At 32.2% G+C, this 26,971-nt stretch carries 14 protein-coding genes; all 14 read right to left on the reverse strand.

Annotation, left to right across the window (positions count from 1 at the left end; translation table 11 throughout):
* Positions 1-149: 149 nt before the first annotated feature.
* The 14 genes from BQ5344_RS08635 to BQ5344_RS08700 all read right to left on the reverse strand — a co-directional run bounded on the left by BQ5344_RS08635 (position 150) and on the right by BQ5344_RS08700 (position 26,761).
* Complete coding sequence (locus BQ5344_RS08635; protein ID WP_071124988.1) at positions 150-614, reverse strand: hypothetical protein; 465 nt, start codon at positions 612-614, stop codon at positions 150-152.
* A gap of 86 nt (positions 615-700) precedes the next feature.
* Positions 701-1,804 (reverse strand): redox-regulated ATPase YchF, encoded by a 1,104-nt coding sequence (gene ychF / locus BQ5344_RS08640; protein WP_071124989.1) that lies wholly within the window; start codon positions 1,802-1,804, stop codon positions 701-703.
* Between the two features lie 24 nt (positions 1,805-1,828).
* Positions 1,829-2,362 carry a uracil-DNA glycosylase gene (locus tag BQ5344_RS08645; protein ID WP_071124990.1) on the reverse strand — a complete coding sequence of 178 codons (534 nt, stop codon included), beginning with the start codon at positions 2,360-2,362 and terminating at the stop codon, positions 1,829-1,831.
* Between the two features lie 30 nt (positions 2,363-2,392).
* Complete coding sequence (locus BQ5344_RS08650; RefSeq protein WP_021768175.1) at positions 2,393-3,166, reverse strand: MBL fold metallo-hydrolase; 774 nt, start codon at positions 3,164-3,166, stop codon at positions 2,393-2,395.
* A gap of 55 nt (positions 3,167-3,221) precedes the next feature.
* A complete protein-coding gene (locus BQ5344_RS08655; protein ID WP_021768176.1) occupies positions 3,222-3,659 on the reverse strand; it encodes a hypothetical protein in 438 nt (145 codons plus the stop codon).
* Positions 3,660-3,822: 163 nt separating this feature from the next.
* Complete coding sequence (gene yqeH, locus BQ5344_RS08660; protein ID WP_071124991.1) at positions 3,823-4,944, reverse strand: ribosome biogenesis GTPase YqeH; 1,122 nt, start codon at positions 4,942-4,944, stop codon at positions 3,823-3,825.
* 56 nt (positions 4,945-5,000) lie between these two features.
* Positions 5,001-6,110: a tyrosine-type recombinase/integrase gene (locus BQ5344_RS08665; RefSeq protein ID WP_071124992.1), complete on the reverse strand. Its 1,110-nt coding sequence runs from the start codon at positions 6,108-6,110 to the stop codon at positions 5,001-5,003.
* Between the two features lie 187 nt (positions 6,111-6,297).
* The gene (topA, locus tag BQ5344_RS08670; protein WP_071124993.1) at positions 6,298-8,682 is read right to left on the reverse strand and encodes a type I DNA topoisomerase; all 2,385 of its coding nucleotides are present in this window, start codon (positions 8,680-8,682) and stop codon (positions 6,298-6,300) included.
* 70 nt (positions 8,683-8,752) lie between these two features.
* Positions 8,753-9,460: a hypothetical protein gene (locus BQ5344_RS08675; RefSeq protein ID WP_071124994.1), complete on the reverse strand. Its 708-nt coding sequence runs from the start codon at positions 9,458-9,460 to the stop codon at positions 8,753-8,755.
* A gap of 40 nt (positions 9,461-9,500) precedes the next feature.
* On the reverse strand, positions 9,501-10,592 hold the full coding sequence (dprA, locus tag BQ5344_RS08680; RefSeq protein WP_071124995.1) for a DNA-processing protein DprA: 1,092 nt from the start codon (positions 10,590-10,592) through the stop codon (positions 9,501-9,503).
* Between the two features lie 20 nt (positions 10,593-10,612).
* Positions 10,613-11,290: a tetratricopeptide repeat protein gene (locus tag BQ5344_RS08685; RefSeq protein ID WP_071124996.1), complete on the reverse strand. Its 678-nt coding sequence runs from the start codon at positions 11,288-11,290 to the stop codon at positions 10,613-10,615.
* 126 nt (positions 11,291-11,416) lie between these two features.
* Positions 11,417-12,805: an asparagine--tRNA ligase gene (gene asnS, locus BQ5344_RS08690; protein ID WP_071124997.1), complete on the reverse strand. Its 1,389-nt coding sequence runs from the start codon at positions 12,803-12,805 to the stop codon at positions 11,417-11,419.
* 413 nt (positions 12,806-13,218) lie between these two features.
* Positions 13,219-19,545 (reverse strand): autotransporter-associated N-terminal domain-containing protein, encoded by a 6,327-nt coding sequence (locus BQ5344_RS08695; protein ID WP_235846139.1) that lies wholly within the window; start codon positions 19,543-19,545, stop codon positions 13,219-13,221.
* Positions 19,546-19,687: 142 nt separating this feature from the next.
* Positions 19,688-26,761, reverse strand: a complete 7,074-nt coding sequence (locus BQ5344_RS08700; RefSeq protein ID WP_158663016.1) for an autotransporter-associated N-terminal domain-containing protein — start codon at positions 26,759-26,761, stop codon at positions 19,688-19,690.
* Between the last annotated feature and the right edge of the window lie 210 nt (positions 26,762-26,971).

Genomic DNA, 26,971 nt, shown 5'->3' on the forward strand with positions numbered 1-26,971 from the left:
TAATTAAATATTAATATATTTTTTATTATACTATATTTTTAATTTAATTTCAATAATTATTATTTATAAAATACGCAACTTAAAATTATTTTGAAAATTATCTTATCAAATTTCTATTTATTACTTAAAATCTTCTATTCTCTGTATTCCTATTTAGATTTTGAAACTTCATTTAACACGTTAAGTGCTATTTCATTATTTTTATCTAATTTTAATATTTCTTTGTCTATACTTTCTGCTTCCTCTTCTTTCATTAAACGTTCTGGAATTCCATAAAAACTTAATAATAATATCAAATTATCAATATTTTTTTCTAGCGACACTAATTCTCTAGCATGAAAAATACCAACAGCATATGCACCTTCCATCCGACATAACACATAAGCCATTATACTTACAGATAAACTTAACCAAACTGTATTGCCTGTTTTTTTAAACATATATTGCGTAAAACCATAAACACTTAAACTTTCTGTCCTATCAGCAATATTAAACCAAATTATATCGTGTATCTCTTCATCACTCATATTTTTAAATTTTTTTGCTACTTGTTCGTATTTTGCATTCAATATATCTGTTTCTATTTCTTCTAACATAACTTTATTATATTTCATAGTTTTATTCTCCTAAAGAATTAAAAAAAGCCCTTTAAATAAGCAACAAACTTAAAAAAGAGCTTCTAAAATTAATAAATATTTTCTTAAACATTAAATCTGAAGAACATTACATCCCCATCTTGCACAATGTACTCTTTTCCTTCCAGTCTCATTGCACCTTTTTCTTTTGCACCGTTCCATCCGTTTAGTTCGATGAATTTGTCGAAAGACACTACTTCGGCTCTGATAAATCCTTTTTCAATGTCTGTGTGAATTTCACTGGCAGATTTTTGAGCGTTTGTTCCTTGTTTTATTGTCCATGCTCTTACTTCTTTTACTCCAGCTGTAAAGTATGTGATTAATCCTAACAATTTGAATCCTGCTCTAATTAGTCTGTTTAGGCTTGGTTCTTTTATTCCTAATTCATTAATGAACATTTGTCTTTCTTCTTCGTCTTCGATTTCAATTAGTTCTGCTTCCACTTTTGCTGAAAAGGTTACTACTTCGCTATCGTACTGTTTTGCAAATTCACGCACTTTTTTTACATAATCATTTTCAATTCCAGCCGTCAAGTCTTCTTCCGAAATATTTGCGGCAAACATCATTGGTTTTACTGTCAAAAATTGATAAACTTTTATTAATTCTTCTTCCCTTTGGGTAAATTCCAATGTTTTTAATAATTTAAATTCTTCCAGATGAACTTTACATCTTTCAAGAACTGCGACTAATTCTTTTCCTTCTGCGTTTCCTCCACGAGCCAGCTTCTGATTTTTCTGAATTGCCCTTTCAACTGTGTCTAAATCAGCAAAAATCAATTCTGCATTAATTGTTTCGATATCTCTTATAGGATCAACGCTTCCTTCCACGTGAATAATATTGTCATCATCAAAACATCTTACAACCTGACAAATTGCAGCTGTATTTCTAATGTTTGATAAAAACTGGTTTCCTAGTCCTTCCCCTTTTGATGCACCTTTTACAAGTCCTGCAATATCTACAAATTCAACTGTCGCTCCAACCGTTCTTTCTGGGTTAACTACTTTCTCCAAATCTTTTAAACGTGGATCTGGCACGCTTACAAGCCCTACATTTGGCTCAATTGTTGCAAATGGATAGTTTGCCGCCTCTGCATTCTGTGTTTTTGTTATTGCGTTAAATAATGTTGATTTTCCCACGTTTGGTAATCCTACAATTCCTATTCCTATCATTCTTTTTTTATTTCCTTTCTTCTTTTATAATTTTTCCAAAATTTTTATTAATTTCCATTTTTCCTTATCTGTCGCTTTAAACAAATAGGAAATATCATAAATCGGCACAACCTTAATTTCTCCATAAAAATCAAACACTTTCCCCACCAAATCTTTTATATCCTCTTTTTCTACGTCTTCTAAAAGTGATTTAGTTGCCCTTTCTCCAACTGTTACAATGTACTTTGGATTAATCAAGGCAATTTGTGCTACAAGAAACTCATTACATTTTGTAATACTGTCTTTCTCAATTAAATTACTGTGTGAACTACATTTTGTGAGAGTTGTAAAATAACATTTCTTCAAATCAAGCTTTGAATATTCTAAAAATTTTTTGAAATATTTTCCATTTCTGTCAATCAAAAGTTTCTGCTTTACATCCTCTTCCTCACTTATGCTATCAAACACAAATAAAATTTCTGCCTTTTTATTTCCTTCACCAACAATTGGATTAATTCTAGTTTTTTCTAATATACATTTAGTACAAATGTCGATTTCCAGCTTTAAGTCATTCCACATAACTTTTTCCTTATTCTTTATTCTAATATTCTATATTTTATAAATTTCTGTTCCCTCTTCGTTAATAATTTCAATTTCCAAATGGCTTTTATTTTCACGCTCCAAAATTTGATACAGCGAATTATAAGCCAGCTCTGGCGTATTATTATCTTTGCTTATATGCATTAAATAAACCTTTTTCAGTTTCTCGCTAAGCACCTGCCCAATCAGCTTTGATGCTTCTGCATTTGACAAATGTCCATTTCTTCCTTTTACACGGTTTTTCAGTTCCCAATGATAAGGGCCTGTCATCAGCATATTATAGTCATAGTTACTTTCCAGCACAATTACATCACTATTTTTCAAATTTTCCTTAATAATATTGTTTACACAGCCAACATCACTTGCATAGGACAATTTTTTCCCTTCATATTCAAATGTGTATCCCAAGCACTTTTCAGCATCGTGCATTACTTCAAAATTATTTATCACACAATTGTCAATAACAATTTTTTCATCTCTTATAAAATTTAAATTTTTTTTCTCAATTTTTCCAATTCTATCCTTAATTACATTATAAGTTACTTCATGAAGATAAATTGGAATATCGTATTTTCGTGAAACAACACCAAGTCCTTGAATATGGTCAGAATGCTCATGTGTCACAAATATCCCCATTATATCATCAATTCTTTTTTCAATATTATTCAATTTTTCTACAATTTTTTTACCACTAAATCCTGCATCTATAAGAAATTTCTTATTACCCATCTCAATATAGCTTGAATTTCCGCTACTTCCACTTCCCAAACTTGAAAATTTCATTTTTTTTACTAATCTTCTTTCTAATTGAGTTTTTTAACTCCCCCATTTTATAATTTTAAATATTTGGTGAAATCGTTCCTTTTAACCGATCATAAACCCATCCACCTTTTTTATCCTTTTTTGTTACAATTCTATTGCTTCTTTCCCTAGAATCCTTTATGCTTTCAGGAATTTCATAAATTTTCTCACTTCCATAAAAAGTCCCAAAATTATACACTCCATCTGAACTCTTTACATCATGAAGATTATTTTCTAATCCCTCCAATTTAGGATTAGAACCTGTTTTTTCATTAAATTTTTTTACTGCATTTTGTAATTTTATAGTTTCTACCTGAATATCCGCCGTTATAAGTTTATCTACTTTTCTTGACAATAAAATCACAACATTTAGCATTGCGATAAATACAACTATAAGAAAAGTTATTCCACGAAGAGCAATTTTTCTAGTCATTTTTGCTCTATTATTTACATAATAATCGTTATCAAAAGCCATTTTCCCGCATGAAATTTACAAAATTTTAAATTTAATAATTACAATGTAAAAAATCACGCCCTCCTTCTTTTAGATTTTTTTATTTCAATTTTCCTATTTTTTTAGTCTGTTTTTTCAAAAATCAAACCTTCACTAAATTCAAGTTTCTAATAATTTCTTAAATTTATTTTTTATTTTTAAAAATTGACGGTCTAACAATCACTTTTACATTTTCTGGAACTTCCAATTGTACCTTTAGTGGACCTCTTTTAACATTTATCCATCCTAGCCCTGCTATTACCAGTTCCTCATTTTCCCCGATTTCCACTTCATGAGTTACAAATTCATTTTGAAAATATTTTTCTTTTTCAGCTCCTTGTAAAATTTCAAAGTAATTTCCATTTAGCAAGTCTTTCACTCTTTCCTCACGAGCCACATGAAACTTCACACTTTTTGAAGCATAAGCAGAAAAAATAGGCTTGCTTCCACTTTCTAAAAGTTCATTTCCAAGTATTTTAAATCTGCAGAAAACATCAAACATAAATACCTGATTTTCTTCAAGTTTAAAAGTTTTTCGTGAAATTTCTCCAGCTGGCACCAGCTTTAATCCACTTTCTACACTGATTAAATCAGAAATTCTTCCATCTGGAATAAGTCCAGGCGTGTCAATTATCGTAATTTCACTATTTGGAATTTTATTGTTAATTGATTTTAAAGTAGTTCCAGAATATTTAGAAGTTGTTATTTTATTGTTCCCAAGAAGTAAATTTATAACTGATGATTTCCCAACATTTGAAACTCCAAGCACAGTCACCTTTACTTTTTTATTATAAAAAATATTTTTAATTTTTCTAATTATTCCATTTACTCCATATTTATTTTTTGCACTGATAAAAGCGATATCATCGGGTACAATATCTTCTTCGGCAAGCCTATCCTTTACCCAGTTGGAAATTTCAGTTGGATGTATAAAATCAGGCAGCAAATCTATTTTGTTAATTAAAATTATCGATCTGTAGTCTCTTAGATAATCTAAAATTTCCTCAGTAAATGAGCCTTCAAAGTCAATAATATCAAAAATCGGAAGTATTATATCAGATTTTTTCACACTTTCATTTACTTCCTTCAGATAATCTTCCCTGCTAAAATTATTTACAAGGTTTTCTCCATAATTTTTAATTTTAAAACATCTCTGACAAAGTAAATTATCCTGCGTAATAAACTTCTCTTCAGGAACATACCCTTCCTTATTTTTATCCTCAAACTGCAGTTCAATTCCACAACCGCTACATTTTTTTATAATCAAAATTTCCTCCTATTTTCTCATTCCTTTTACATTAAAATTCAATCCAATCAAACCCATTATTCCTTAGCCAATGGATGAGTACTCATATAAATATCTCTCAAGAAAGCCTTACTCACATGTGTATAAACTTGCGTTGTCGCAATACTGCTATGCCCAAGCAATTCCTGTAAATATCGGATATCTACTCCGTTATTCAAAAGTTCTGTTGCAAACGAATGTCTAAATACATGCGGTGTTATTTCCTTTTGTATCCCCGCTTCATGTGCGTGTGCCGAAATAAGCCTCCTTAATGAACGGGTTGTCAATTTTTTTCCTTTACTGTTTACAATCAAGACTTCCCTAGTGTAGTTTTCATATTGCTTTTTCTTTTCCTCAATATACTTTATCAGCCATTTCTTAGCATTTTCACTAAAAAAAGTTATTCGCTCCTTATCCCCTTTTCCAATAACTCTGATTTCCCGCTCTTCAATATCAATCATAAATTCACTTAAATTAATAAGTTCTATCGAACGAAGCCCACTAGAATAAAGAAGTTCAATAATCAATCTATCACGAATTCCAGTAATCTTTTCGGTATTTATAACGTTTCTCAATCTGTTTAAATCATCTCTATTCAACACATTTGGCAATTCCTTCTCAAATTTCGGAACATTAATATAAGCCGCCTTGTTCGTTTCAATCACTTTTATTTCCTGAAGATATTTAAAAAATGTCCTAAGTGCTGAAATCTTCCTATTTATAGTTCTTTTAGACACTGGCTTGACACTCATTTTTGTATTTAATTCTTCCATATCTTCAATACTCTTTATTTTATTAATTTCTGTTTCGGTATCTGAAATTTCTAAATTTTCAGAAATTTTCTCTGAATTTTCTCCCTTATCCTCATCCTTGGTCTGCCTTTTGGGAGAATTTAAATACGCAATAAAAGATCTGAATGTCATCATTTCAATTTCCTCAAAATTATGAATTTCCTCATATTCATCCAGATATTCCATAAACTGCAGCAAATCCCGCCGATAACTTCTAATCGTATTAAAACTTTTCCCAAGAATAACCTCTTCATAATACAAAAATTTGTCAACATACATCACAAGATTTTCATTTCTTATATTATCTTTATTTCCAATTGCCTTTTCTTTCTCAACGTCTTTGTCACTATTATTCATTAAAACTTCTCCATTTATTATAACACAATCATTCACAGCAATACAGATTAATTCTCTTTTTTATTTAAAAACTATCTAAAATCGTATTTAAAATCTATAACACTCTACATTATTCAATTTATTGGTCCGATAATAAATAACAAAATAATTTTAAACTTATATTTTAATAAATTAATTATTTTTCTAGCTATTTAGACTTTTTTGCTGTAGATTTTCTAGTTGCCGCTGTCTTTTTAGCCTTTGCAGATGTAGATTTTGCTTTAGCTGTCGTTTTTTTAGTCGCTTTTTTTGTAGTTTTCTTGGCTTTTTCTACTTTTTCAGTCACTCTTGTAACTTTCCCAGTTTTTATATTTTTTATAGTTTTACATTCTGGATAGCCTGTACAAGCCAAAAATTTTCCAAATCTTCCAGTTTTTATTTCATAGGGTTTTCCGCAAAATTCGCAGACTCCTGCTTCTTCTATTATTTTTCTGTCAATTTCATAAAGCCGTTTCATTTCATCGCTTATTTGCAATACTCCATCCAGCTCTATTACAGCGCCTTTTTTATATTTTTGCTTCAACTCAGCTGGTAACGACATTCTCTTTTCATCTTTTTCATAATTTTCACTTTCAAGATATTCCCCAAATCGTCCAACTTTAAGCACATATCTGTTTCCTTCTTCATCAAAATAATCAGTTAAAATTCCTTTTTTATTGTTTTGAAGTTTCTCAACTTCCTCTTTTACAAAGATTTCTCCCTTTTTAAGAACTTCTGGCGATATTGCAATTCCTTTTAACGAAATTTTTTCTTTCTCGTTTGTTTCACTAATCAAATATTTTCCATAAAGCCCCGTTTTTAAAACCATCGGATTACCCTCTGAATCCAGCACATCCGACACAATTCTGCGATTCTTTATTTTATCAATTTCCTTCTCGAACTTGTCGATGTCCTTTTCAAGAGAATCATAAAAAGTTCTCAAAAGCTGTACCCATTCAACTGTGCCTTCTTCAACCTTATCCAGTTCCTTTTCCATATTCGCCGTAAATTTCACATTTATAATGTCCTTAAAGTTCTTGACAAGTTCATCCTTTACCTCGTATCCCAAATACGTTGGATAAAAACGCTTTTCAATAAGTTCAACATATTCCCTTGATTTAAGCGTTTCGACAATTGAAGCATAAGTTGATGGACGTCCAATTCCTTCTGATTCCAGTTTTTTTACAAGCGTCGCTTCGGAAAATCTTGTTGGAGGCTTTGTTATTCCTTCTTCCACATTTAATTTGTCTATTGGATGAACATTGCCCTCCTTTAATTCTGGAAAATCTCCAGTCTTAATTTCATCCTCATCTTTAAAAATCTTGTAGTATCCATCAAAAATTACTTTGTTAATAGTCCCACGAAAATTATAATCCCCATTTACAGCGTTAATTTGCATCTGCTCATACTGCATAGCTGCAAACTGTGAAACTAAAAATCTATCCCAGATCAATTTATACAATCTGTACTGTTCATTAGTCAAATAAGCTTTTATATCATCTGGAACTAAGTTAATATCAGATGGACGGATTCCTTCGTGGGCATCCTGAACATTTGATTTTGAATTTTTTACAACGTATCTCCCAACATACTTTTCACCATAATTTTTTGTAATATAATCTTTTGCCATATTTAGGGCATCAACAGAAATTCTTGTGGAGTCTGTTCTCATATATGTTATAAGCCCTTTATTTTCGCCATTAATCGCAAGTCCTTCATAAAGCTGCTGTGCAATTCTCATTGTTTTGCTTGCACCGTAGCCAAGATAGGATGAAGCAAGCTGCTGCAGTGTACTTGTCTTAAATACAAGTGGCGGTCTTTGCGATTTTTTCTTAACTTCTATTTTTTCAAGCGTCAATGATTCATTTTTCAAATCTTTTTTCAATTTTTTTACAACTTTTTCATCAAAGATTTTATCTACTTTTTCATCTGCAATTTTTACTAAATTAAGATTAATATCTTTTTCAATTAATGCATTTACTTCCCAATATTTTTGCGGTACAAACGCATTTATCTCGTCTTCCAGGTCACAAATCAGCTTTAATGCAACCGACTGTACACGACCAGCACTGGCGTTACGATTAATTATTTTCCATAAAAGCGGACTTATCTTATATCCCACAATTCTATCCAATAGTCTTCTTGCCTGCTGTGCATTCACAAGGTTATCATTAATATCTCTTGGATTTTTAATCGCATTATTTACAGCCGTCTTTGTTATCTCGTTAAATTCTATCCTTTTTACCTTGTCAGGCTGCTTAATATAATTAGAAATATGCCAAGCAATCGCTTCCCCTTCCCTATCCTGATCTGATGCGAGATAAACAGCATTTGCGCTTTTCGCTTTTTCCTTTAATTTCTTTAAAACCTCACCTTTCCCTTTTATAACCTTATATTGAGGTTCAAAATTATTTTCCACATCTATTCCAATTTTCGTTTTAGGTAAATCAATCACATGTCCGTAAGATGCAACAACTTCATAATTTTTACCAAGTATTTTTTCAATAGTTTTTGCCTTCGACGGTGACTCAACAATAACTAACTTTCTAGCCAACTCTATTTTCTCCTTATTTCTTTCTCTATTTATAAATATTTTTTTATTTTTAAAATTATTTTCTAAATTCTTATAATTTCACTTTATATTTTTCATTTTCTTCAATTAAATAAACTGGTTCTATTTCCATTTTTTCCATTAATTTTTTTAAATTTTTCCTCTCTTCCTGCATTTCTTTATACTGCATCCCTTCAAAAAATACAAGTGGAGAGGCTTTAACTATCGTATCTTTTGGTAATCCAAAATCTTTTAAAAGTTTATCTTTATTTACAATTTTTAAATAGGTATAAACTTCTAACAGGCATTTTAACATAGTTTCTTTACTATCTGATTTTTTTAATTCTAAAATTCTTAAAGTGTCAGTGTCTTCATTATAAGCAAGCAAATCTATTTTACCAGCATCATCTGTTTGTTTATTTTTTAAAGGTGTCTGGTAATCTATAATTTTCCCAATTTTATCAAAAATTTCTCCTTTATTTTGCGAATAATCAAATAATTTCATAGCAATTTTTTCTTCTGCACGATTTGAATTTTGATTTATAATTTTTCCATCATGTCTCTCTATTCTGTAACTTCCTTCTCTATTTATTAGCTTTATCTTATTAAATAAGTCAACGTGACTCAATAGCCATTCTGCAATAATTTCTGTATAGTATTCTTTTGAATCTTTTGTTTTCCCTGCATAGTTTACAAAATCTTGTTTATAAAAACTCCTAATATCAAATTTTGCTTTCTCTATCATTTCTAAAATTTCATTTTTTGAATACTTTATTGCCATATTATTCCTTCCCTGAAATTCTCATATTTTCTCACTTTAATTATACTATCCTTATATACTTTGCCCCGTTTGTTTCTGTAATTAATCCTCTGATTTTTAGACTCATAATTATTGAAAACAATTTATTTTTTTCGATTTTTTCTTTTACATTTTGCAGAATTTGTTCAAAACTTACTTCTTCCATTATTGTTTCAAATACAATTTGTTCTTCTGATGTAAGTTTTTGTAATTTACTTTTTTCTTTTTTTATATCCCATAAAAATTCTTCAGCAATGTCATTCCCGCAAGTTACTAATTTTGCTTTGTTGTTTTTTATTAAATCATTACAGCCTTCAAAAGATGGATAATTTATGAATCCAGGTACAGCAAAAACTTCACGGTTCATGCTAAAAGCCAGTTCTGCTGTAATTAATGCACCACCTTTTTTAAAACTTTCGGCTACCAGAACTCCATCTGACATTCCTGCTATAATTCGATTTCTTCTAGGAAAAGTCCATCTTGTGGGTTGTGTCCCAAGCGGATATTCGCTTATAAGAGTTCCAATTTCTCCTATTCTTTCCCATAAATCCCGATTTTCGTATGGATAAACTACATCCAGCCCTGTTCCAACTACTGACACAACTTCTATTTCCTTATCCAGTGCTGTTTTTAATGCAATTGTATCTATTCCATCAGCAAGTCCACTAATTATAGTTACATTATAGTTCACAAGTTCATTTACAATTTTTTCACAGGCTGTTTTTCCAAATTTAGTAGCTCTTCTTGTACCCACTACACCAATATTTCGCTTACTATCTACTGAAATTTTGTCTTTATCCATTTTTATTTTATCGTAATCTTTTAATTTTTTCCCCTTTAAATACAAAAAGACTGGAAAATCCTTTATTTCCTTTAGTTTTTTTGGATATTCCTTATCATTTGCACTTATTATTCTTACTTTGTTTCGCTCATAAAGATCAAGCCTTGCTTTCATATCAATTTTCACTGCTTCTTCCAGCTGATATTTTAATTCATCATTAAATAATTTAAAATTTTCTTCATAAAACAATTCTTCAAAATCTTGAAAAATTAACATCAGTTTTTTTATATGAGCATTTTTCATCCCATATTCCTTTAATCTAAGCCATTCCACAATAATTCCCCCCTATTTTCTTATTTTGAACCAGCTAATATTTCATTTAATACTGCAATTTCTTTTTTTACTTCATCGTCAGAATATTTTGAATTGTATTCACGTAAATATCCTAACGCCTTTGAAAAATCCCCTTTTGATTTGTAGGCTATGCCTATCCCCAGTTTTGCTTCAGCCTGATTGCTATCCTGTGACAAAATTCTAGTGTAATAATCAATTGACTGCTCATTATTCCCCATAAGCCTTGAACCAATCGCAATTACATACATTACAGGAATATCAGGTGCTTCATCCTTTAATGCCAAATTTACTGCTTTTTCGTAAAGCCCGTCACGAAAGTAAAGCTGTGCCATTCTGAATGTAGCTGATGAACTTTTTTTAGCGAGTGTAGCATTTTCATAATTTGCATAGGAATTGTATTTTGCCTCAGTTGAGATGTCTTCGGTCTGTGTTGCGGGCATAGTTCCTGTGTCAACTGTCTTTTTTTCTTCTTTAGGATTCGTCTTTTCATTTCCTTGCTCAAGCGCTTTTTGTGTGCTATCATCATTTTCATTTGTTGCTGGCACTATTGGTTCTTCCACAGTTGTCGCAGTTGCATCATTATTGTTTGTATTTTCTACAATATAATAATTTGCCTTTACAATTGTTGCAAAAGAAAGTAACAATATTCCCATTAATATTCGTTTTAATTTCCTCATTTTTCCTCCTGACTATATAGTTCCCATATTATTTTTATACCTTAACATAAATTATACAAAAAATATAATTCTACTTTTTCTTTAAATACAACTTTAATATATTGTCAAGCGGGATTTCCTAAAATACTAAAACTCAAGATTTTTAGTAGTTCTTGGGAATGGAATCACATCTCTTATATTTGTCATTCCAGTAATGTACATAAGCATTCTGTCAAATCCAAGTCCAAATCCTGAATGTGGTACACTTCCATATTTTCTCAAGTCTAAATACCACCAGTAATCTTCCTCTTTTAATCCCATTTCCTTAATTTTCCCTAACAGAGTTTCATAATCATCTTCCCTTTGGCTTCCACCTACGATTTCTCCAATTCCTGGTGCTAATAAATCAACCGCTCTTACAGTTTTACCATCTTCATTCAACTTCATATAAAATGCTTTTATGTCTTTTGGATAATCAGTTACAAATACAGGTTTTTTGAAGTGTTTCTCTGCCAAGTATCTTTCGTGTTCAGTTTGCAGGTCAATTCCCCATTCCACTTCATACTCAAATTTCTGTTTTGAATTTTTCAAAATTTCAATTGCTTCTGTATAAGTAATTCTCCCAAATTCATTATTTACTAAAGTATCAAGCCTATTAAACAGATCCTTGTCTACAAATTGATTAAAGAATTCCATTTCTTCCTTAGCATTTTCTCTTACATAATTTACAATATATTTTATCATTTCCTCAATAACATCCATATTTACATCCAAATCTGCAAATGCAATTTCAGGCTCCATCATCCAAAATTCTGCAGCATGTTTTGGAGTATTAGATTTCTCAGCTCTAAATGTAGGTCCAAAAGTGTATGTATTTTTAAACGCTGTTACAAATGTTTCAACATTTAGCTGCCCACTTACTGTAAGATTTGCCTCTTTTCCAAAGAAATCCTGCTTAAAGTCAATGCTTCCATTTTCAGTTTTTGGAACATTGTTTATATCAAGTGTCGTAAGCCTAAACATTTCTCCAGCACCTTCCGCATCACTTCCAGTAATTATAGGTGTTTGAACGTACACAAAGTTCTTTTCCTGAAAAAATTTATGAATTGCATAAGATAAAATTGAACGCACTCTGAAAGTTGCAAAAAAAGCATTAGTTCTAGGACGCAAATGTGCAATTGTTCTCAAAAATTCAAAACTGTGTCTTTTATTTTGCAACGGATAATCTGAATCGGCTTTTTGATAAACAGAAATTTTTGTTGCTTTAATTTCGTAAGCTTGTCCCTTTCCTAACGATTCAACTACAATTCCTGCAACTTTAATAGAACTCGAAATTGTAAGTTTAGAAATTTCCTCAAAATTTTCCATTCCTTCTTCAAAGACAACTTGAATCCCTCTAAAAAAGGTTCCATCATTTAATTCAATAAATCCAAAGTTCTTCTGACTTCTGATTTTTTTTACCCATCCATTAATTTCAATTTCTTTTCCCAAATACTCTTTTGTATTCTTCTGAAGTTCTCTTAATTCTAATAACATATATTATTATTCTCCTTTTCCTAAAAATTATTTTCATTTAATTTCTTAGTTTATACTAAACCTTTTTAAAACTCAACTTATAATTTCAAAGTCTATTACTAAAATTATAAATTTGTCTACTTTTATAAATTTTTTTATTAGGTTCAAATTTATATCCATATTTTCACATTATAACATAATTTCTTGCATATTTTAATAAGAAATTCAAAAAAATATTATAATTTCAATCTTAATAAAATATAAATTTCTTTGATTGTATTATATCACGTTTTTTAATTTTATCAATCATTTCAATAATTTATTCATAAATCTCTAAAAATCATAAAAACAAAATATACTTATTTTCTAAAAAAGAACAGCAAAACCTAAGTTCCGCTGCCCTCTCTTTCTTTATTCTGTCTTCTGTCTTTGTTCTAGTAAATAGCTCTAAATCCTATTCCTGCTCTTACGTTATTTCCTTTAGTGTCATATCCTCCATTTACTGTAACTCCGAATCTTGTGTTATCCACTCCAATATTTAAGTCAAACTTACCATTCCCTCGTCTATCCTCTTTTTCTCCTCTGATTCCAAACCAGTCTGCTGTCGTATATCTTACTCTTCCCTTATTGTTCACATCTCCAACTTTTCCTAGCTCATTTTCATACGCAGCTGTTACTCCTACTGTTAAGTTTGTTCTTACTGCAAGTGGCTGTACATATCTGAATTCCATTCCAACTTCAGGTTTAACTGAGAAATAGTCGTTTCCTTTTACTTCCAGTCTCATTTCCCCTCTATCTTCTTTGATGTCATTGAATTTACCATATTCCATCTTCAACGCTCCATATGGACGTAAATGTGTTCTTTCACTCATTCTAATGTCATATCCTAAATCTGTTTTAAGTGCTGCACCATAAGAATGATAGTCTGATTTAGCCTGGAACACTTCATCTACAACCAAGTATCTACGTTTCATTGCATTAATACCTACAAATGCATCTCCACCAATTGTCCATTGCAATGCTCCATTATGGTCTCCTTTTGGTGACATAGTTTTAAATACTCCTGCTTTAAGTATTGTCTGATCTTCTCTTGAGCTTCCAATATCCTTGAACTTAAATCTATTTGTTACTGCTCCTGCATACCATCCGCTTGAGTTACCCATCTTAATCTTTTCATCTTCATGAACATAAGCTACACCATAGGCATTGCTTGTATAGTTGATGATTCCTGCTGTATCAGTGTTGTATTCATCTCTCATACCAAACACTTTAATCTTGTTGTTTTGTTTAGATGGATTTCTCCAGTTGTGTTTTAAGTATTTAAACTCTTTGTCAAGTAAGTTTCCTGTAGCATTAATTCTTTGCTGTAAGTTTCCATACTGATGTCCCATCATTTCATCAAATGCTTGATACAACAATACTTCTTCGTTGTTTCCAATTCCATTCAGTTTTGTAAATATTAACCTTTCCCTAGTTCCTAAATCTTTTACTCCATATCTTTGCTCCAATCCATCTGCAAAGTTATATGTGTCTAAACTGTTTATTGGTGTTGCTTTTCTTCCAGCCCATTCTGTGTACGGCACTTTTGCCATGTATAGGCTTGTTATTGAACCATCATTTGGATCCAGTGTTGGAGTTGCAATCCATCCTATTGATCCTGAATACACATTCCATTTAATGTTTGGATTACTTAGCATTGCTGTTTTATACGGATTTATTATATTAGGGTCATTTACTAATATATATTTACTGTTTGTTGATTCAGCTGCCTCATTACCAATGATTAAGTCTGCTTCACTTGTCAAGTTTTGCAATCCATCTATTGATCTTGTGTAATTAACTCCTGATGTATTTACATATAGACCAATACTTGAAGCTGATACTGATATTGGATTTCTTCCTGTCGTATTTACAACTGTCGGTATTTGTGGTACTCCATTTACAGTGATTGTAGCAGTCTGAGCTCCTGCAGGTGCATCAATTGCTACTCCTCCTATTCCTTTTCCTGTGTCAGGAACTGTAAATTCATATATTAGTTTACCATCTGTCTCACTGTTATTTGTTTTAGAAACACCATTTACTGTTATAGTTCCGTAGTTTTCTACTATTCCTCCTTTTAAGTAGACTCCTACACCGTTCTTGGCATTTATATTAATTGATGCTCCAGGATTATTTATCAGTTTAGAATCTTTTCCTAGATATACTCCAACCGTATTCGTATAAGTTCCTGAACCTGTTGTAATATTTTTGTTATTTATTGCTGTCGCTCCATTGTCAGCATAAATACCTGTTGTGTTGCTTTCGTTCAAGAAAATATCCCCATCATTTGTTGCAGTACTTCCTGCTCCACTTGCATACATTCCTATACTGTATTTACCATTTACATTAATTGTTCCCTTGTTCACAATGTTTCCTGTATCAATCGTATCATATCCTGCTCCCATACCTATTGAGTAAAGGCTACTTGTAACATCAGATGGTCCTACAGTGATTGTTGCATTATTTGTTGCAGTTCCTCCTTTAATACTGTAAATTGCCACACTTCCTTTTCCGCTTGAAAGGTCAATATTTCCATTATTTGTTACTGTACCTGCTGAATAGATTCCATAGTTCTGTTCTCCAGTAGAAGTTATGTTTGTAAAGTTTGTTACTGTACCTGCTTTATCATTTGAATACATGTACACATTGTTGTCTCCAAGTCCTACATTTGAAATACTTGAAGTTATTGTGTTTCCAGTTCCAACGTTTACAAATCCAAATGAATTATTTCCAATGTTAAATGATGTACCACTATTTGTAACTGTTTGTCCACTTCCTACTGTATAAACTCCAACTGCCTCATCAGTTCCAGTTGTAATTGTTCCTCCTGTCAGATTAACATTTCCACTTTGAGAATAAATTCCAATTGCTGCATTTCCTATCTTCAAGTCACCTGAATTTTCTACAGCATGTCCATATATTCCAATTGTGTTGTTTCCAGACTCTATTTTACCTGTATTTTGTAATATTACAGTGTTATGATCCGTATAAAGTCCAACGTTAGGACTCGTAATTGATGCTGAATCTCCCAATGTAATTGTTCCACTGTTCTTAGCCGTGTATCCAGGCGTACCTGTTGCATACATTGCTGTATTTCTGTCACCTGTCATTGTGATTTTACCTGTATTTTCAAGAACTGTTCCTGAAGTAAGTGCTGCATCTGGTTTGTAAGATATTGCAACTGAATCATTCCCTGCTGATTCTATCTCTCCTGTATTTTTTATTGTTTGTGTCTTAGATCCTTCTGAATACAGTCCAGTTGAATTTGAACCTATCGTAATTTTTCCTGCATTTTCAATCAATGAATCTTCAATTCCATAAATGGCAGTTGATTTGTCACCCATTGACATTACACCTGTTGCTTTGTTATACAATTCTCCGTATTTAGCGTAAATTCCTGTAGATCCTGTACCACTTAAGTTAATTGTTCCTTCATTTGATAGTGTAACTTTGTTTCTTGCATACAACTTACTATCATTTTCTTGAGCCATTGCAACCTGATCAGCTTTTGTTCCTGTAATAGTCTTAGTATTCGCATTTGTTATTGATGAGTTTGAAATTTCAAGCTGATTGTATGCATCATTAGCATTATCTAGGTTTACATCCTGATTAATTGTCAATTTACTCAAATATAGCATAAATGTCTTATAGTCAGTTCCATTTATATTTGCTCCTGTAGCCTTTGAAACAGCATCTCCTGTTGTGTCAGATAAATCCATTCCAACATTTTGAGCAATAAATAGTCTTGAACCTTTATTCATATTCAATGTTAAATTTCCTAAAGTTGTCTTTGTCCCATCTCCAAAGTTATTCTTTGCCCATCCTTGAATTTGAGATTTTCCAAAGTCTCCACCATTTCCTACATAGTAGAATGCGTTACCTCTCTCATTAGGTGTTGTTCCTCCTTCAATAGTGGCAGTCATAGCACCGTCTATTGAAACTTTTCCTGAACCATCTTGTCCTAGATAGAATAACAATGATTTTTGTCCTGTAGTTGAAGTCCCTGTACCTTTTAAAGTTATTTTACCTTTGTCAGCATCATAGTTTACTGCACCCTCATAGGCTTTTACATTATGATCTCCAACTTCAAGTTCAGCTCCTTCTCCAGAGTACAACCCTATTGATTCTGCACCTTTTACATCAGCAACTACATTTACATTACCTGTAGGACTACTTAGAAGTTTTGAATTTTTACCTACAACAATACCATAAGAACCCTTCTTAATTTTAGTTTTACCATCAGAAGCTAGATATTCATAAACTCCAGCAGATCCACCTGCACCATCATTTACTGTTACAGTTCCAGCTTTTGTAGTCGTTACAACAGCATTATTTGCAGCCGTATTATCTCCTATTATCAATCCTGTAACTCCATTTCCAGTAGCAGTAGTAGTTCCTCCATAGTTCAATGTACCGTTTGTAATAAGGACACCTGTTGAGTTGTCTCCTTCTACACTTATATCACTTGTCGCTGCAAGTGTTCCTGATGGATTTCCAGTTCCTTTTGTCATGTACACACCAACATTAGTTGCTGCTCCTGTACCTTTTAGCTCAATTTTTCCAGAATTATTAAGTGTTCCACCAGATGTTGCCATACCGATTCCATTAATGATTGTTTTTCCGCTAGTAGTTCCTATTGTTTTATTAGCATTATTTACAACATCTGCATTTGTTCCAACCATACCTATTGAAGAATCTCCATCTAGATTGATTGTTCCATCATTTATTGCTTTTGGTGTTTCATTTGTAGCATCTGTTGTAACCGAACCTTTATCAACCCTCATAGCAATATTTTGTCTTTTTTCAGTACTGCTAACATTTATTGTTCCACTATTAGTTATATCGTCGTCTGCTTTTACAATTAAAACCATAGCTGTATTACCTTTACCACCAGACACGTTAATTGTTCCTTTATTTTCAACCTTTCCTTGATACGCTCTTATTGTAGCATTTTTTGCCGCATTAGTTTCTATTACAGCAATACCTGACGATAATGAATTTACTGGTTTATTTTTAGAATCAACTCCAGCATCACCAGTTACGTTAATTACTCCGCTTTTATCATTAATCATTGTACTGTTAGCTCCTACACGTGAAGACCATTTCATACCATAACTTGCTGTACCACCTATATTCATCTTATTTGTATTTGCTACTTCTACAAGTGAAGGTGAACCTGGTGCATAAACTTGAATTCCTATTGATTTTTCACCACCAAAATCAATTGTTCCATTATTTGTTAATACATATTTTGTATTAACTCTCGTATCATTATTTTCATATGTTAATATCATACCGATTTTATATCCTGTGTATCCAGCTGCAGTTCTATTTATGTTAACAGTTTCATTCCCTAATAAAGGGGCAAGAGTTAATGGTGCAGAATCTCCTTTATTTAGTCCACCAATAGTTGCAAGCGTTGTTTCAGCAGCATCTGTTATTGTTCCTGTATTAACCATTTCTCTCTTACTTCCATTTGGTCCATAATATGTATCTGTTTGAACTTCAAATCCTACTGTCAAAGGACCTACTAAATTAACTGTTGCTTTATTGTCAAGCTTAACATCTGTATTTGCAGGTGCATTATCCATTGTAGCTGCCCGAGAACCTCCAACTAAGAATCTTTGAGCATTATAACCTCTGTTTGCATCTCTTTCAGATTGCTGTTGAGCGTTATTAAGAGGATTTTCTGAATTAACTGTTAAATTAGTTGTTAAATCATAATTTCCTTCTGTGTCAAAGTATGATTTCAATAAAACACTTCCTGTTGTATTCCATGAATGTCTTAATGAAGGACGACCATCTACAAGCGTTCCTCTAACAGTTCCATTAGCTAAAACAGAAACAGCATAAGTATCAAAATCATAGTTATAAGCTCCTCCACTCACACTTCTTCCACAACCTGTCATATAATTACAATAAGATCCTAATTCTATATTAAATGTAGGGGGTGCTGGTAATTCTGGCAATTCTGGTAATCCGATAACTGGACTTGGTGGTGTAAAGCTAATTGCCTCTGGCAATGTAGGAGTAATAGCTGTTTTATCAGCTATTGTAATTGCTGATTTGTTTATACTTCTTGGACGTATTCCAGCCCTTACTTCAAATGGTATAATTGGCTCTCTTACTGGTTTGAAACTCGCTATACCGTATCCAGCAGCTGAACCTGAAGCAAAGTTTGGTCTTCTGTTTCTACTTAACAATCCATAATTTTCACTATCTGGTGATATTGTTCTTTCATAAATATCTGAACTTCTTTCAAATATTCCTTCGTATGGATATTTTGTTTTCTTATCTCCACGTCCTTTATATGTTCCATTCCAATTATTATTAAAATAGTTTATTCCGTACTGCCAGCTACTCCAAGGTGATTTAACTACATGATCTCCTTGTTCCATTAATTGAATCAGTTCAAGATTTGTATTTTTTAATAATTTATCATTCTCTTTTCGTGTTTCCCTAACCTTTTGATGCATATTTTTTATTGAAGATGAAATCTCCAGTTTTTGATTTTCTATGCTTTTATCTGTAGTTTGTGAAAATAAATTACTTGTAATTGATACTACTCCTGTCATTAAAAATGTGACCAATGCAGAATCTGTGTATTTAAAATCTTTTGTTTTTTTTGCAAACGCACGTAGATCTTTTTGCAAATTTCTAAGATTATTCGTCATCTTTTTACTTTGTATGATAAATATATAATCAATTATATAAAATATCACACTCTCCTTTCTTTTATTTTTTAATTTATTTTATTTATCCTTCTATTGCTTTAAAAATAGATAGCACGTTATTTTATCAAATTTAACAAAAAAATACAATACATTTTGATAATTTTTTTATTTAAAATATTTCAAACCAAATTTAATAAATTAACCGAAATCCAATTCCACCTCTTATATTTTCCCCTTTAGTATCATAACCAGCATTTACAGTAACTCCAAATTTTGTATTATCAATTCCAATGTTCAAATCAAATTTACCATTTCCACGTCTATCTTCTTTCTCTTTTTCAAGATTATACCAGTCTGCCGTTGTATTTCTTAATCTTGCCTGATTTGAATTTTGTAATTTTCCAATTTCATTTTCATAAGCGGCTGATACTCCTACTGATAAATTTGTTTTTACTGCAAGCGGCTGAACATACTTAAATTCTATCCCTGCTTCTGGTTTTACAGAAAAGTAGTCATTCCCTTTTACTTCCAGTTTCAGTTGTCCACTATTTTCTTTTATACCGTTAAATCTTCCATATTCCATCTTTACAGCTCCATAAGGACGTAAATGAGTTCTTTCACTCATTCTAATATCATAACTAAACTCATTTTTAATTGCTGCTCCATAAGAATGATAGCCAGATTTAGCCTCAAATACTTCATCAACAACCAAATATCTACGTTTTATATTATTAATTCCTGCAAATATATCTCCCGAAACTGTCCATTGTAATGCACCATTATGATCATTTTTAGGTGACATGGTCTTGAAAACCCCAGCTTTAAACATTGACTGATTTTCTTTTGATTTTCCCAAATCTTTAAATCTATATCTGTTAATTACAGCTCCAGCATACCATCCACTTGAATTTCCCATTTTAATTTTTTCATTTTCATGAACATAGGCTACACCATAAGCATTATTTGTATAATCAACAATTCCAGCTGTGTCTGTATTGTATTCATTTCTTGAGCTAAATAATTTAATTTTATTATTTTGCTTACTTGGGTTTCTCCACTCATTTTTTAGATATGAAAATTCTTTATCCAAAACATTTCCCGTAGCATTGATTCTTTGTTGTAAACTACCATATTGATGCCCTTTCATTTCATCAATGGCTTGAGCCATTATATGTCCTTCACCTTTTCCAAGGTCATTTAATTTCTGGAATATTTCATTTTCACGTGTCCCAATTCCCTCAGCACCATATCTTTGTTCCAAACCAGTTAAAAAATTATATGTGTTTTCATCTCCCTTTTGAGCTAGAGCAGTATAAGGAACTTTTACTAAATATACTTTATCAAGAAGCCCAGTTACTGGATCTTTTGTTGGCTGAGCCATCCATGTCAGACTTGATGAAGTTACATTAAGCATTGTCCCTGCTGTCACGACTCTGCTTAACGCATCATTGTATGGTGTCAATATATTATCTCCAACTTGTATAACTTTAGAAGTAGTGTATCTTGCCACTTCTGTACCAAAATACAAGTTAATATCTGAAAGTCTTCCTAAATTTTCAATACCTTGAATCGGATTTGTGTAGTTTATTCCTGATGTATCCACATACATTCCAATTGTATTTGCTTGCGATGCTGACGGATAATTCAACATTGAAGAATTCCCAACTTTTAGTGTACTTAAATCAAGTGCAGTAACTCCTGAAGGAGAAGTTACATTTACTATTGTCGGTGCGGGAGAAGATACATTTGTATCTACATTAACTATTGGAAGCACATTCCCTTTAGCATCAGTTACAGTTACTGGAGTTGCTGCAGGCGGTACTTTTATAGTTACTCCTCCCATTTCTTTCATATCGGTAGCTGTTACTACTTTTGTCGCAGGAGCGGATGTCCCCCTTCTATTTGTTAATGGATTAAGTGCATTTTCTTCAACATTTTCTGAAGATTCCTTATCAGTCCATATTCCAGCACTTTTAGTATCAGATGCCTGAATATTTATTGTTCCATAATTTTTAATATAGCTTCCGTTTGCAAGATAAATACCTTTTACTTCCTTCAGTCCAGAAACTGTTGTTTGAATCGTTCCCCAGTTTTCACCATGAGCCCCTCTGTCAAGATACATTCCAATCGTATTATTGCCTGAAAGATTTATATCTCCATAGTTCACTGCTTTTGAATTAGGCCCAACTGCATACATTCCCATTGAGTTTGCCTGACTTACTTCTATAGTTCCTTTATTTATAATAGTTCCTTGATTACTATAAGGATTTGCAGCGTGTTTATCATAATATCCTGTTGCCATTCCCACACCAAATTCCTTATTCTGCAAGTTAGTCCCACCAACTTTAATTAATCCGTGATTTGTTGCAGTTCCCCCAGTAGAATATATCGCTACATTTCCAACACCCGTCACAAAATCAATATTTTCTGTATTTTCAATAATTCCGTTACCATAAAGTCCATAATTTCTATCTCCAGTCGAAACCAATGCAGTATTATTGAATACTTTTCCTGTATTATCATTTTGATAAATATAAATTGCATCACCTTTTAATGTTACTGGATTTGCATTTGAAGTTATCGTATTTCCTTGTCCAGCATTTACAAAGCCAAATGAATCTTTTCCTATGTTAAACTGCGATCCAGAATCTGCCGTAACAGTCTGGTCTTTTCCAACTACATATACTCCAACTGCTTGATTTTCTCCAACATTTATAATTGATGCTGAAGTTAAATTCACATTTTCTAAAGGATTTGTTCCGCTTCCAACTGTATAAATAGCCGTTCCATTATCTCCAGTATTTATAGTTCCGCTATTAGTCACTCCATATCCATAAATTCCAATAGCATTTTTCCCTGTTGTAATTATTCCTTCGTTAATTATTTTACTGCTTCCTTTTGCATAAATTCCTACATTTGCATCAGATTGCGATGTTGCATTAGACAATGTGATTGATCCTTTATTTAAAACATTTGCGCCATTTGTCACTATTCCAAACTCTTTTGCAGATGATGTTCCTGTGATTGTTCCAGTATTTATCAAGTCTTTTCCAGTAGAAAGCGTATAAATTCCAATTATTCCACCCGCTGTACCAGAAGCATTATTTAATTTTATATTGGCAGAATTTGTTATATTTACAAGATTTCCGTTTGTGTCTGTCTGGTCATAAACTATTCCCATACCTGTTTTTGAAGTATTTCCAGCATATTTATATTCAAGTGTCCCTGTTACATTTGTCTCTCCTGAAGCAAATATTCCAACACCGTCATCTTGTGTTTCAATCACATAATCTCCACCTGTCAGGTTTACATCCGAATTTTTAGCAAATATCCCTTTTCCTTCAATTCCAGCAGTAATGTCTGAACCAGTTCCAGAAGCCATTGCCGTTAAAATCCCGCCATTTTCAGTACCACTTGCTGATTTCTCAGAAACTATCGCAATTCCAACTCCTTCTTTTCCTACCGTCAATTGATGGTCATTTACAACTGTTACCCGATTTCTCGCAACACCAGTATTATTTTTTGCAAAAATTGCAATTGCTTTGTCTCCCGCAACATTAATTGTTCCGTGATTTTCTATTTCAACAGTAGGCCCTGTTCCTATATCATCTGTTCCATAAGTTTGAACTGTTGCTCCTGTTCCAATCCCAGCAATTCCGACTCCAGATGTAGAAACTGTCACTGTTCCTGTTTTTTCATTCACAAGTTTACTTCCATTTGTTCCATAAAGACCTGCTCCATTGTCTATTGTCACAGAATTTTTATTTTGTATTGTTCCATAACTTACATTTATTCCAGCAATTCCCTGTGCACCGGTTCCTCCAGTTACATTTACTGTACCTTCATTAACAAAACCAGATGTAGCATTTGAAGGCGTTATACCTGCTGATACTTGAATACTTGTTGCAATATTTCCCATAGAAAGACCTTGAGCTTCACCTTTTCCAACTAACCCTGTTGAGCTTATATTTCCAGTTACAGTTGTAGTATTTTTAATGGTTACCATTTCATTTCCCATTTGTATTCCATTATACAAATCACTAGAATCATTTAAATCCACATTTGTCGCTGATACTTTTAATGTTCCATTTACAAGAATTGACTTATAAGTGGCATTTGATATCAAATTAACCTTTCCACCTGCAAATTTTGAAATTCCTGGTAACCCATTCTGATAAGTCTGTTTACTATCAGTTTTGTCATCCCATTCTAAATCTAGCCCATCAAATGATCCTAATGTAACATTGTGTCCGTGAATATTTACTGTTACATTATTTAATCCCTGATATTTACTCTTATTATCAATAGTTTTACTGTAATCAGTATTTGTTCCTGTTATTAAAATTCCATCGTGCATATCAAGCGTAGTTGCACCATTAAATTTAATTTGTCCATCTGTTGTAGCATAAAACGGAGTCGTATTATCATGGTCGTTCTTATTATCAGCAGCCAAAGTCAGGTTATCTTTGTGAGTAATCGTTCCACCGCCGAAATTTATTGCTCCTTTATCTTTAGCCACCAATGCACCCGCAGCTCCTGTATTAATTGTGGTATTTGTTCCATACATATTAACTGTAGAGCCTTCTCCATCCGCATAAGCTCCCAAACCATTTATTACAGTTGTTATAGCATTTTTACTTGTCCCAAAGTTTACAATTCCACCATCTTTAGCATATCCACCAACATTAGTCCATTTTAGTTTTTTAGTATCATCATCATTTGCAGCATTTGCATCCTGAGCCGTTACATTTCCTTTTAAATTAACTTCACTTCCTGCTTTAGTATCTCCATTTACACCGCTAGCGTAAGCAATTATAGAACCGTATCCCAATGCCTTTGTGGTTTTTTCTGCATTAACTATTCCACCTTTAGTTGCAGCATAAGCAATTGGGTAAATTTCTTCCACATCTGCTTTTCCATAAACAAATTTATGATATCTTGCCGACATTTCAACGTCTTGACCTATGTTAATTGTACTTGAAAGATTTTTTAAATTTGTTACCGTATTTGAAGACATACTGCTCAGATTGCCTGTTGCATCACTCCATTTTCCTTGTGCCAGTGCTATTATGGTTCCTGTTGCTGCTTCATTAGTGGTATCATCCACAGCAGATGTTGGTGCTGCTCCACTTACTCCATAATCAGTTAATTTAGTCTGAGTTATTTGAGTAACTTTGTTACCTCCACTATCCTGCACATCCTGTAAATTTGTGCTCATCAATACATCAACTTCTGTCCCATTTTGAGCAGCGATCATTACTCCATTCTTAGAATATTTCCCAAATTTGAAATCCGCTCCATTTATTTGCAATGAATGGATAACATCTTGAGAAAAAGGAATATTACGAGTTCTTGCACCTGCGTCAGCTCCCAAGTCGTTTTGTGAACTTATACCCGTTCTTTGACCAGATGCAGCCAATATTCCTACATTTTTTTCTACCCATTGATTACTGTCACTTCTAGTTCCTGTATTTCCTTGAATAGTTTGAGCAGTAGTACCTCCATTTTTACTAAGTTCCATACCTATTTTTGCCCCTGTTTTAATTTCCCCTTGATAAATTCCTATTACAGACTTATTCCAAGCCTTTTTTTCGGGTGAAGTTTCAGCAAAAGTTTGTGTTGCAGCCCAATATGGAGCTATATCTGTAACCGTATTTGGAGCAAAAAACATTACAATATTCCCGTCTCCAGAAGATGATATCTTATTACTGTCAAAATTTATATATGGCTTCATTCCTGCCAGTGTATGCTGCGAACCATTTGTGCTGGCATTATTAGTAAGGCTGCTTGCAAATGCTCCATAATTGGCTTGATATCCTAACCCTGAATACAATGTATTTTTAGAACCTTCCAAATTATACATTCCGTGATTGTTATCTATTCCAAATGAACCTGCATTTCCAACAACAGAATAAACTATATTATAACGAGTAGTCAAATCTGCATTTACATCTCCATTAAATTTCCCTCTGTTACGGTTAGTTAAAGTATGTGCTGTAAAACCTGTCGTCGTTTCATAATAGCTTGGATATATATTAAAAATTATGTTTTCATCAGAAAGCCCTTTTTGATTTGTAGCTTCATTTTCAATCCCTTTATCAATTATGTTTACTTTTACCCCACTAAAACTCCAATCATGCATTTGCCATGTTTCTAATGAGAAGGCATTTGCTTTCCCATACATATTAATTGTAGAATTAGTGACTGTATTTTTCCCAAACAAATGAAACGCTATCTGTCCATTATGCGTAGAATTACTAGCATTTTGTGATATTACCCTTCCATCAAGAGCTGTTCCACCTAAAGAAGTAGAAGTTGTTGTTCCTACTTTTCCAGCCCCTCCTGTATTTCCAGCAACGTGAACAGTTACACCAGAATACGTAGGAGCTCCATTTGTCAAGTATATCAAAACTCCTGTTCTTTCACTGTTACTCGCAGTATTATTAACCAATAAATTATTTCCAAATCCTTGAACATAACTATTTGAGTACGGATTGTATCCAGCCCAAAAAGTTTTACCAGTATCACTCATTCCACTTCTATTCCAAAATCCATTAAGAAATGTAAAGTCTGAAAATGGATTCAAATTTGGTGAAGGTGTTGATGGTATTATGTTAGGCAATGTTGGATTAATAGTTGTTACTTGGAGTGGATCCGATACTCGTACATTTAATTGCGGAGTCCCTGGAGTTCCAATAACTGGTAAATTTATATTTAGTGCCGTTTTACTTATATTTTTAGGAACAACTCCTGCATCTATCGGTATAAACGCTATTGGTTCCACTAGTCTTGCTAAATTAGTTGCACCATATTTTGCTCCAAAATGAGTATCTCCAGACATCTTAGCATTTTTATCTCTAGTATAAATTATATTGTCAGTTTTATTACCACGTCCTTTATAAGTTCCATGCCAATCATTATAAAAATTATTTATCCCATATTGCCAGCTGCTCCATGGCGATTTTGTAACATGATCCCCTTGTTCCATTAACTGAATTAATTCTATATTTGTATTTTTTAACAATTTATTATTTTCAGCTTTTGCTCTTTTAAAATTTTGATGTATGTCCTTAATTGACTTAGAAATTTCCTGTTTCTGCTTTTCAATATTTGTATTTTCTCCTTCTGAAAAAGCATTTTTAACAGAAAAAATCATTCCTGTTATCAAAAATGTAATCAACGCTGAATCTGTATATTTAAAATTTTTGTGCCTCTTTGCAAATGAACGCAAATCTTTTTGTAAAGTTTTAAGATTATTTGTCATTCCTCTCTCCTTTTTTATTTTTGATTCTATTTTTTTAATAATATTCTCAAACTCAACATTTTTAGAAATCAAACAATTTTTACCTTAAAATTTAAATCAATAATTATTTTATATAAACCTAAACTGATAACGAAATTGTAAAGATTTCAAAAAATTAATCACAAGATTTATTATATCACAAAAAAAAAGAAAAAAATAGTGTTTTTTTTA

This window comes from Leptotrichia massiliensis, from assembly GCF_900104625.1.
GTDB classification, from domain to species: Bacteria; Fusobacteriota; Fusobacteriia; order Fusobacteriales; family Leptotrichiaceae; genus Leptotrichia; species Leptotrichia massiliensis.